The sequence below is a fragment of the Streptomyces tricolor genome, assembly GCF_002155905.1.
Lineage (GTDB): Bacteria > Actinomycetota > Actinomycetes > Streptomycetales > Streptomycetaceae > Streptomyces > Streptomyces tricolor.
On the sequence record NZ_MUMF01000378.1, the window covers coordinates 1 to 8971 of the forward strand.

Genomic DNA, 8971 nt, shown 5'->3' on the forward strand with positions numbered 1-8971 from the left:
CGGCTCCGCCGGCCGGCCCACGGCCACCCCCGGCGGCGCCGCGGCCTCCCCGGGCGCCTCCTGGGCCGGACGCGACACCCCGGGCCGCGCCGCCCTGCACGGCAGGCTCCGCAATCTCGCCTCCGGCCTGTGCGTCGGCGTCGTCGGCGAGAAGGCGGCCGAGGGCGCCGAGACGGAACTCTCCGACTGCTCAGCCACCCCGAGCCAGCGGTGGACGTACGAGACCGACGGGCTGCTGCGCAACGCCGCCGCTCCCGAGCTGTGCCTGGACTCACGCCTCGGCTACTCCGTGCGCCTCGCCCCCTGCGCGGCCACCGGCCGGGCCGCCCGCGACATCCGCTACGACTTCACCCTCCAGGGCGTCCTGGTACCGCGCTCCGGGCAGGGCCTGGCCCTCACCCCGGCCGCCACCGACGGCTCCGGCGCCCTCGTGCTCAAGACCCGCTCCCCGGGCGCCGCCCAGCGCTGGACCGTCGACACCGCCCGCCCGGATCCGCGGATGGAGAACGTCCGCTGGGACGCCGGCAGCACCCCGCGGCCCACCCGCACCGCGCCGCCCACGCCGTCGCCCGCGAGCGGCGGACACCACCGCTGAGTCAGGCGTGGTGCGGCGGCGGGGGCGGGATCGTGCCCAGGTCCGGGGCCGGTTCCGGCCACACCAGCAGGACCGGGCAGGGGGCGTGGTCGACGGCGAACCGGACGGCCGGGCCGAGACTCTTCGGCCCGAGCCGGGACCGGTCCCCGTCCCGCGCCAGCACCAGCAGCCCGGCCCCCTCGGCGGCGGCCACCACCTCGCGCTCCACCCGGCCCGACCGCTCCTCGCGCACACAGGGCCGGCCCAGCCGTTCGGCCGCCGCGTCGAGCAGCGAGGCCGCCGACATGCCGCCGAGCGCCTCGACACGGTCGCCCGGGTCCAGCTCCCGGTGACCGCGCCCGAGCAGCCCGGCGAACGCACCGTGCGCCACCGCCGGTACATCGGGCCCGCTCACATGGAGCAGCACCACCTCGGCGTCGTCCGGCGCATGGGCGCGCACCGCGTCCACGCAGGCGGGCCACGTGCCCTCCACGAGCCAGGCGATCACCCGCATCCCGTCCACCTCCCTCGGCTCAGGCGCAGGCGTCACAGAACCTGCAGCGAGCCCCACAGTGCCACCACCGCGACCGCGAGCGAGGACGGCACGGCGAGCAGACCGAGCCGGGTGAACTCGCCGAGGTCCACGTCGTGCTCGTGCTGGTGCACGATCCGCCGCCACAGCAGTGTGGCCAGCGATCCGGCATAGGTCAGGTTCGGGCCGATGTTCACGCCCAGCAGGACGGCGAGGACCGCGCCCGGCCCGGTGGGCGCCGCGAGCGGCAGCAGGACCAGCACCGCGGGCAGGTTGTTGATCAGGTTGGCCAGCAGCGCGGCCAGCGCGGCGAGGCCGAGCAGCGCGGGCAGCCCGGTGCCGTCCGGCACGACGTGCCCGAGCAGGTCCGCGAGGCCGTTGTCGACCACCGCCCGCACCACGACGCCCAACGCCAGCACGAACGCGAGGAAGCCCGGGGCCGCGGCCCGCAGCACGGTCAGCGGGCCCGCCTGCCGGCGCAGCAGCGCCCGCCCGGCCAGCACCAGCGCGCCGGCCGCGGCCACCCAGGCGGGATCCACGCCGAACGCCGACGCCACCACGAAGCCGGCCAGCGTGCACCCCACGGTCACCAGCGCGAACAGCGGCAGCGCGGGCGCCTCGCCGGTGTCCCGGCCCGCCGGTGCCGCCGCCGTCAGATCCCGGGCGAAGAACCGCCGGAACACCAGGTACTCGACGGCGATCGCGGCCAGCCACGGCAGCGCCATCAGCGCCGCGAACCGGGTGAAGCTCAGCCCGCTCGCGGCGAACGCCAGCAGGTTCGTCAGGTTGGACACCGGCAGCAGCAGCGACGCCGTGTTCGACAGATGCGTGCAGGCGTACACATGCGGTTTGGGCCTCACGCCGGTCCGCGCGGCCGTGGCGAAGACCACCGGGGTGAGCAGCACGATCGTCGCGTCCAGGCTGAGGGCGGCGGTGATGGCCGAGGCCAGCGCGAACACGGCCGTCAGCAGCCGCACCGGACGGCCCCGCGCCCACCGGGCCGTCCACGCCCCGCACGCCCGGAACAGCCCCTCGACATCGCAGAAGTGGGCGAGCACCAGCACCGCCGCCAGGAACCCGACCACCGGGCCGAGCCGTTCGGCCTCGGCCCGGGCGTGGTCGAGCGAGATGACACCGGTGGCGACCGCGATCCCGGCGGCGGGTACGGCCATGACCGCCTCCGGCCACCCGAAGGGACGTACGACGGCCCAGGCCAGCACGGCGACCAGCAAGGCGGCGGACAGCGCCTCGGCGAGCGGGGTGTTCAGGGCGGGTCCTTCCGGAGTCGGTCACACGGTGCCCGCCCATGAAAGCAAACGCCCCCGGCCCGTCACGACGACGGGCTGCCCGCCGCGCCGAGGAACTCCGCCCAGCCGCCCACCGGGGACTGCCCGGGCCCCAGCGTGCGCAGTCTGCGCAGCACCGCCGGGTCCTGCGCCTCCAGCCAGGCCACGAGCTGCTTGAAGGACACGAAGCGCACCTCGTCGTACGCGGCCATCCGCCCGATGGCCTCCTCGACGGCGTCCATGTAGATGCCGCCGTTCCAGCGTTCGAAGTGGTTGCCGATGAAGAAGGGGGCGCGGTTGGTGTGGTAGGCCCGCCGGAAGCCGGCCAGGTAGGTGTCGCGGGCCTGGGCGCGCCAGGTGTCGTACTGCGCGCGGTCGCCGGCCGGGTTGCCGCCGGACTGGTTGAACATCAGGTTGTAGTCCATGGACAGGACTTGGAAGGAATGCCCGGCGAACGGTATGGACTGCAACGGGAAGTCCCACAGCTTGCCGCCCCGCACCGTGCCCGGCCAGACCTGGAGGCCGCCGGGGGAGCTGGCGTCGTACTTCCAGCCGAGCGCGGCGGCGGTCGGCAGCAGATTGGCCTGGCCCTCCAGACAGGGGGTACGGCCGCCGATCAGCTCCTTGCGGTAGTCGAAGGGGAGCGGGTCGAGGTCGGTGAAGCCGGTGTTGGTCCTCCACCGCGTCACGAAGCCGACGGCCTGGTCGATCTCGCTGCGCCACTCGGCCGGGGACCAGGCGCGCACGCCGGTCGCGCCGCAGAAGTGCCCGTTGAAGTGGGTGCCGATCTCGTGTCCCTCCAGCCAGGCCGCGCGCACCTGCTGGAGCGTGGCGTGGATGTGCCGGTCGGCGAGGTAGCCGATCGCGGAGGCGCCGACCGGGTGCTGCGGGGGCCGGTAGAGGTGCTTCTTGGACTCGGGCAGCGTGTAGATGCCGCTGAGGAAGAAGGTCATCGCGGCGCCGTGGTCGGCGGCCACCTTGCGGAACCGGGAGAACAGCTTGTTGCTCAGCTCGCCCGCGCCGTCCCAGGAGAACACCACGAACTGCGGGGGCCGTCGGCCCGGCCGCAGCCGGGCCGGCTTCGGCTGGTGCGGCTGGGCGCCGGTGTCGGCGGTGGAGCCGTCGCCGATCGGCTTCGCCGGCCGGGCCTGCGCGGTGCCCCGCCCGTCCGCAGGGTCCGGTCCGCCGACCCGGAGGCCGGTGCCGGAGGTGCAGGCGGCCAGTGCCCCGAGGCTGCCCGCCGCCGCTCCGGCCGTCAGCACCCGCCTGCGTGAGATCCCGCTCATCTTCTCCCCGATTCCCTGGTCATGGCCCCTGACGGGCCTGGTCGCCGTGCGGTCGACCGGGTTCGATGACCGGATGCCGGGGAAAGATCGCGGCCGGCGGCGCCTGTTGCCGTCCTGTGACAGTTGTGGCGCCGTCATGACGAACCCCGCTGCCGCGGGGGCGGTGGCAGCGGGGTTCGCGCGCAGGGGGCGCCGGGTCAGGGTCCGGTGCCGGGGCTGAGCACCGTCAGCCGGACGGACGAGGCGTTCCCGGCGACCGGCACCGGCCCGCCCGACCAGGCCGCCTTCAAGGGGTCCCGCTCGTCCGGCGGGGTGACCAGCAGCGCGGCCGGCGTGGCCGTCCTGGCCCCGCTGACCTCCGGGTTGGAGAAGGTCAGCCCGGCCCAGGCGCTCTGTCCGGGCCTGAGCGTGACGGTCACCGGGGTGCCCGGTTCCCGCTTCGGGTCCGGGCCGAGCTGGGTGCCGGAGGCGTTCACGAAGGCCGCGCCCGGATAGCCGTGCAGGGTGCAGGTCCGGGCGGACCTGTTGGTGAGCACCACCGGGAAGTTCTCCTGGCCGGCGCCCGGGTCGTTGCGGCCCACGGACGCGCGCAGCTCGGAGGTGTGGCAGCGGCTCCTCGCCGCGGCCGGGGTGGTGACGGCCGAACCGCCGCCCGAGGCGCCGGTCGCCCGCGGCACGGACGGGGAGCCGGTGCCGGCGGTCGAGGAGCCGGTGGCCGCGGGCGAGGAGGCCGTGGCGGACTGCGGGGTCCGCGGGGTCTCCCGCACGGGCGCGGCCGTACCGGCGACGGTGGCCGGCCCGGCGCTGTGCGCGCCGGAGCCGTCGCCGCAGGCGGTCAGGAGGCCCAGCACGGCGACCGTGCCCACGAGCAGGGCACCGGGCCGCGCGGACCGGGGGGTGTACACCATGTCTCCACACTCCTGGAGGGTCACGGCACGCGACCGGAACGCGTGCCTACGGCGCCGGGTGCGCCGTCCTCTCCGTCCGATGCACGGACCGCCGGAAAAGTTCGGGACGCGGCGGGTTCTGACGGGTTCTTTTCCCCGCCCCGCTCCTCGGCAGGCGCCCGTCAGGCCACCCGCAGCGAACGGAGTACGCCGTCGGTCGCGTCGCCGCCACCGTGTTGACGCACCTGCACGTACACCTGCGACCGCGCGCCGCCGCCCACCGGGACCAGCGCGGACTCGGTGACCGAGCCGCCGTCCGGGCAGCCGGTCCAGGACCGGACCAGGCCCCGCCAGCGGGCGTCCGCGAAGGTGCGGGTGCCGGTGTAGCGGCAGTCGGAGTGGGCGAGGGCCTTCACCTTCGCGGTGACGTCACCGTCCGCGCCGACCCCGGCGAACACCCCGTCCACGGCGGCCTTCGGGTCGGACCAGCGGGACAGGTCGTCGGCCACCACCAGACCGGGCTGGTGCCCGGACGGCAGCCCGAGCGCCCGCGGGTCCCAGCCGGAGTCGCGCAGCTGCCGGCCGAACGCGTCCGGCACCCGCAGGGTCAGCCGCCCGGTGGCGTCCGCCACCCGCACCCCGTCGGCCGCGGGGCCGTCCCGGTGGAGCGCCATGGTCACCGTGACCGCGGCGGCGGTGGCGGCGAGCACCGCGGCGACGGCCAGCGTCACCGCGTCGAGCCGGCCGCGCAGCCCGTCCAGGCGCCGCGCGGGCCCGCCCGACGGTGCCGCGGCCAGCCGGTCCAGCTCGTCCGCGAAGGCCGGGGCACCCGGCCAGCGCCGTGCCCGGTCCGGCTCCAGCGCGCGCAGCAGCGCCCGCTCCACGTCCTCGCCGAGGTCCGGCCGCAGCCGCCGGGGCGGGACCACCTTCCCCGGCGGGCCCGGCACGGTCCCGGTGAGCAGTTCGTAGCCGACCGCGCCCAGGCTGTAGACGTCCGCCCGCTCGTCGATGCCCGCGCCGGGTTCGGCCTGCTCGGGCGGCCGGTAGCCCGCCGAGCCCGCCGCCAGGGTCAGCACCGACGTCTGCGCGAGGCTCTTGGCCAGCCCCAGGTCGGCCAGCAGCACCCGCCGGCTGCCGTCGGGGGCGGTGTGCAGCAGCACATTGGTCGGCTTGATGTCGCGGTGCACGATGCCCGCCTCGTGCAGCGCGGCGGCGCCACGCGCGGCCTCGGCCGTCAGCGCGAGCGCCTCCCGCACCGGCAGCGGACCGTCCGCCAGCAGTTCGGCGAGGGTCCCGCCGCCCGCGTACTCCATCACGAAGTACGGCCTGCCGTCCGGGAGTTCGCCGATGTCGTAGACCTGCACCACCCGGCTGGAACCGGCCCGGCGCAGCAGCCGCGCCTCGGACAGGAAGCGGTCCCGTACGTCCAGCCGGTGCGCCCAGTTCTCGGCGAGCACCTTCACCGCCACCGGGGCCTGGAGCTGGGGGTCGTGGGCGAGCCACACCGTGGCGAAGGCGCCGCTGCCCAGCGGCCGTTCGAGGCGGTGGCGGCCGATCCGCTCCGGGGGGTGCATACGACTATCATGCCTGCCCTGAGATCCACTGGGAGGGGGGCCGTCCGTGCAGGACCCGGCGCCGATGGAGGAGTTCGCCCGGCGTGCCGCCGCCGGCGACAGCGCGGCCCTGGACCGGCTGCTGACCGAGATCCGGCCCGAGGTCGTGCGCCGCTGCGCGCGCTTCCTGCCCTGCCGGGAGGACGCCGAGGAGGCCGCCCAGGACGTGCTGCTGCAAGTGGCCCGGCACGTCGCCGGCTTCCAGGGCCGCAGCCGCTTCGGCACCTGGCTGTACACCGTCGTCGCCAACTGCTGTCGGCAGAAGTACCGCGAGCTGAAGCGGCGGGCCGCGGAGCAGCCCGCGGCCATCGAGCCCGCGCACGCCGTCGACCCGCGCACCACCAGTGTCATCGCCGGGTCCCGGGTGGACCTGCTGGAGGCCCTGGAGCGGCTGGAGCGGGAGCATCCGCATCTGGTCGCGCCGCTGGTCTACCGGGACATCTGCCAGCTCGACTACGCCGAGGCCGCCGAACGCGCCGGCATCCCGCTCGGCACCCTCAAGTCCCGGCTGCACGAGGCCCGCAAGCAGATACGGCCGTGGCTGGCGGTCTCCTGAGGACCCCGGCCGGGCCTATCGGTCCTCCTCGAACAGCGGCAGCTCCGCCCAGATCGTCTTGCCCTCCGGATGGTGCCGGCTGCCCCAGCGCTGGGTGAGCTGGGCGACCAGCAGCAGCCCCCGGCCGCCCTCGTCGAAGGTCTTGGCGCGGCGCAGGTGCGGGGCGGTGTGATTGGTGTCGGAGACCTCGCAGATCAGGGTGGCCGCGTCATGGATCAGCCGGAGCCGGATGGGGCGCGCGCCGTACCGGATGGCGTTGGTGACCAGCTCGCTGACCACCAGTTCCGCCGTGAACGACGCCTCGCTCAGCGACCAGGTGTCCAGCTGCTCCACGACCTGCTTGCGGATCGGCGCGACCAGCGCCGGATCGGCGGGGATGTCCCAGGTCGCCACCTGCGAGCCGGGCAGGCCCCGGGTGCGGGCGAGCAGCAGCGCCACGTCGTCGGGTGCGCCGCCGGTCGGGAGCAGCGTGTGCAGGACGCGGTCGCAGGTCTCGTCCAGGGAGTCCGCGCACGCCCCGAGCACCTCGTGCAGCAGTTCCCGGCTGGTCTCCGGGTCCCGCTCCCGGGACCACACCAGCCCGTCCGTGTACAGCGCGAGGACGGTTCCCTCGGGCAGCTCCACCTCGGCGGACTCGAACGGCAGCCCGCCCAGGCCCAGCGGGGGACCGGCGGGCAGATCCAGGACCTGGGGGACACCGCCCGGCCGCAGCACCACGGGCGGCGGATGCCCGGCGCGGGCCAGGGCGCAGCGCCGGGACACCGGGTCGTAGACGGCGTACAGGCAGGTCGCGCCGACCTCGCCGGGGCTGCCGGCCTCACCGGGGGCGCCGTCGCCGCCGGACTCCTCCGACAGCCGGACCACCAGGTCGTCGAGGTGGGTGAGCAGTTCGTCCGGGGCCAGGTCGATGTCGGCGAGGGTCCGGACGGCGGTGCGCAGCCGGCCCATGGTGGCGGCGGAGAGCATGCCGTGGCCGACGACGTCCCCGACGACCATCGCGACCCGCATCCCGGACAGCGGGATCACGTCGAACCAGTCCCCGCCCACGCCGGCGCGCGCGGCCGGCAGATAGCGGGAGGAGGCCTCCAGCGCGGCCGTGTGCGGCAGCGACCGGGGCAGCAGGCTGCGCTGGAGCGCGAGCGCGGTCTCCCGCTCGCGCGAGTAGCGGCGGGCGTTGTCGATGCAGACGGCGGCCCGCCCGGTGATCTCCTCGGCCAGCAGCACGTCGTCCGCGGTGAAGGAGTCCGGGCGGCGGTGCCGGGTGAGCACCGCGACCCCGAGCGTCAGCCCGCGCGCCCGGACGGGCACCGACATCGAGGAGTGGATGCCGAACTGCCGTACCCGCTCCCCGCGTTCCGGGTGCCAGTCCAGCCACTGGTCCATGTCGCCGGCGGCCACCGAGGTGGTGATCGTACGGCCGGCGGTCAGCGCGTCGGCCTGCGGGGAGAAGGCCGGGTACTCCTCCGCCGTGCCGGGCTTGATCACCGCTTCCGGTACGCCGGGGAGGACGGACTGGTGGGCGGCGCGGCGCAGCCGCACCGGCGGGGTGACCCGGGCGGGCGGCTCGCCGCCGTACTCCTGCGGGTCCAGCAGGTCGATGGTGACGAAGTCGGCGAGCGCGGGCACGCACACGTCGGCCAGCTCCTGCGCGGTCCGGGTGACGTCGAGCGTGGTCCCGATGCGCACGCCGGCCTCGTTGACCAGTTGCAGCCGCTGCCGGGCCCGGTGGCTGTCGGTGACGTCGTGCGCGGCCAGGCACACGCCCCGCACCCGGCCCGCCGCGTCCCGGACCGGCGCCATGCGGGCGAGCCAGGCGTGGGCCCGGTCCTCGCCGCCGGCGCGCAGGAAGGTCTGCATGTCCAGCGGCCGGCCCGAGGTCAGTACCCGGAGCATGCCCTGCTCCAGCTCCTCGTTCTGCGGTTTGCCGCCGATCTCCGGGAGCCGCAGCCCCCGTACCCGCTCCGCCGGCAGTCCGACGATCTCGGCCATCGCCGCGTTCATCCGGCGCAGCCGCAGCCGGTCGTCGTACACCGCGACCGCGCACGGCGACTGGAGCAGGCCCGCCTCGGTGAGCGGGTCGCCGCCCGCGGGCGACGGCGGGCCGGCCAGCGGGGTGACCACGAGCCAGTCGCCCGGGCGTCCGTCGTGCGGCGGGCGGCGGTGGGCGAGCAGCCACACGGACAGGGTGCGGCCGTCCTGGTGGCGCAATCCCACCGTGCCCGCCCAGCGCGCGCCCG

Annotated in this window: 8 protein-coding genes; 2 read left to right on the forward strand and 6 right to left on the reverse strand. The window is 75.8% G+C overall.

Translation table 11 applies throughout. The features are described from left to right. Positions 1-595 (forward strand): RICIN domain-containing protein (locus CCN44_RS25805; RefSeq protein ID WP_143649966.1); only part of this gene is annotated, 595 nt, incomplete at its 5' end. A gap of 1 nt (position 596) precedes the next feature. On the opposite strand, the gene CCN44_RS25810 is transcribed toward CCN44_RS25805, so the two are convergent. The 5 genes from CCN44_RS25810 to CCN44_RS25830 form a co-directional block, all read right to left on the reverse strand. Further along, complete coding sequence (locus tag CCN44_RS25810; RefSeq protein ID WP_059246792.1) at positions 597-1088, reverse strand: universal stress protein; 492 nt, start codon at positions 1086-1088, stop codon at positions 597-599. Positions 1089-1120: 32 nt separating this feature from the next. Further along, a complete protein-coding gene (locus CCN44_RS25815) occupies positions 1121-2338 on the reverse strand; it encodes an arsenic transporter (protein WP_414820519.1) in 1218 nt (405 codons plus the stop codon). 98 nt (positions 2339-2436) lie between these two features. After that, complete coding sequence (locus CCN44_RS25820; protein WP_189396957.1) at positions 2437-3678, reverse strand: polysaccharide deacetylase family protein; 1242 nt, start codon at positions 3676-3678, stop codon at positions 2437-2439. Positions 3679-3875: 197 nt separating this feature from the next. Beyond that, a complete protein-coding gene (locus CCN44_RS25825; protein ID WP_059246795.1) occupies positions 3876-4586 on the reverse strand; it encodes a DUF4232 domain-containing protein in 711 nt (236 codons plus the stop codon). A gap of 161 nt (positions 4587-4747) precedes the next feature. Next, positions 4748-6139 (reverse strand): serine/threonine-protein kinase, encoded by a 1392-nt coding sequence (locus CCN44_RS25830; RefSeq protein ID WP_086699953.1) that lies wholly within the window; start codon positions 6137-6139, stop codon positions 4748-4750. A 46-nt stretch (positions 6140-6185) separates the two neighbouring features. Here CCN44_RS25830 and CCN44_RS25835 point away from each other — a divergent pair, with 46 nt between their 5' ends. Next, the gene (locus tag CCN44_RS25835) at positions 6186-6734 is read left to right on the forward strand and encodes an RNA polymerase sigma factor (RefSeq protein ID WP_086699956.1); all 549 of its coding nucleotides are present in this window, start codon (positions 6186-6188) and stop codon (positions 6732-6734) included. A 15-nt stretch (positions 6735-6749) separates the two neighbouring features. Here CCN44_RS25835 and CCN44_RS25840 read toward each other — a convergent pair. Then, positions 6750-8971: SpoIIE family protein phosphatase (locus tag CCN44_RS25840; RefSeq protein WP_086699963.1), on the reverse strand; the 2222-nt coding region annotated here is incomplete at its 5' end.

What these genes read in the sequence shown, in the direction of transcription:
- CCN44_RS25810 (WP_059246792.1), bottom strand. Translation starts at nt 1,088, where the DNA reads ATGCGGGTGATCGCCTGGCTCGTGGAGGGCACGTGGCCCGCCTGCGTG.
- CCN44_RS25820 (WP_189396957.1), bottom strand. Translation starts at nt 3,678, where the DNA reads ATGAGCGGGATCTCACGCAGGCGGGTGCTGACGGCCGGAGCGGCGGCG.
- CCN44_RS25825 (WP_059246795.1), bottom strand. Translation starts at nt 4,586, where the DNA reads ATGGTGTACACCCCCCGGTCCGCGCGGCCCGGTGCCCTGCTCGTGGGC.
- CCN44_RS25830 (WP_086699953.1), bottom strand. Translation starts at nt 6,139, where the DNA reads ATGCACCCCCCGGAGCGGATCGGCCGCCACCGCCTCGAACGGCCGCTG.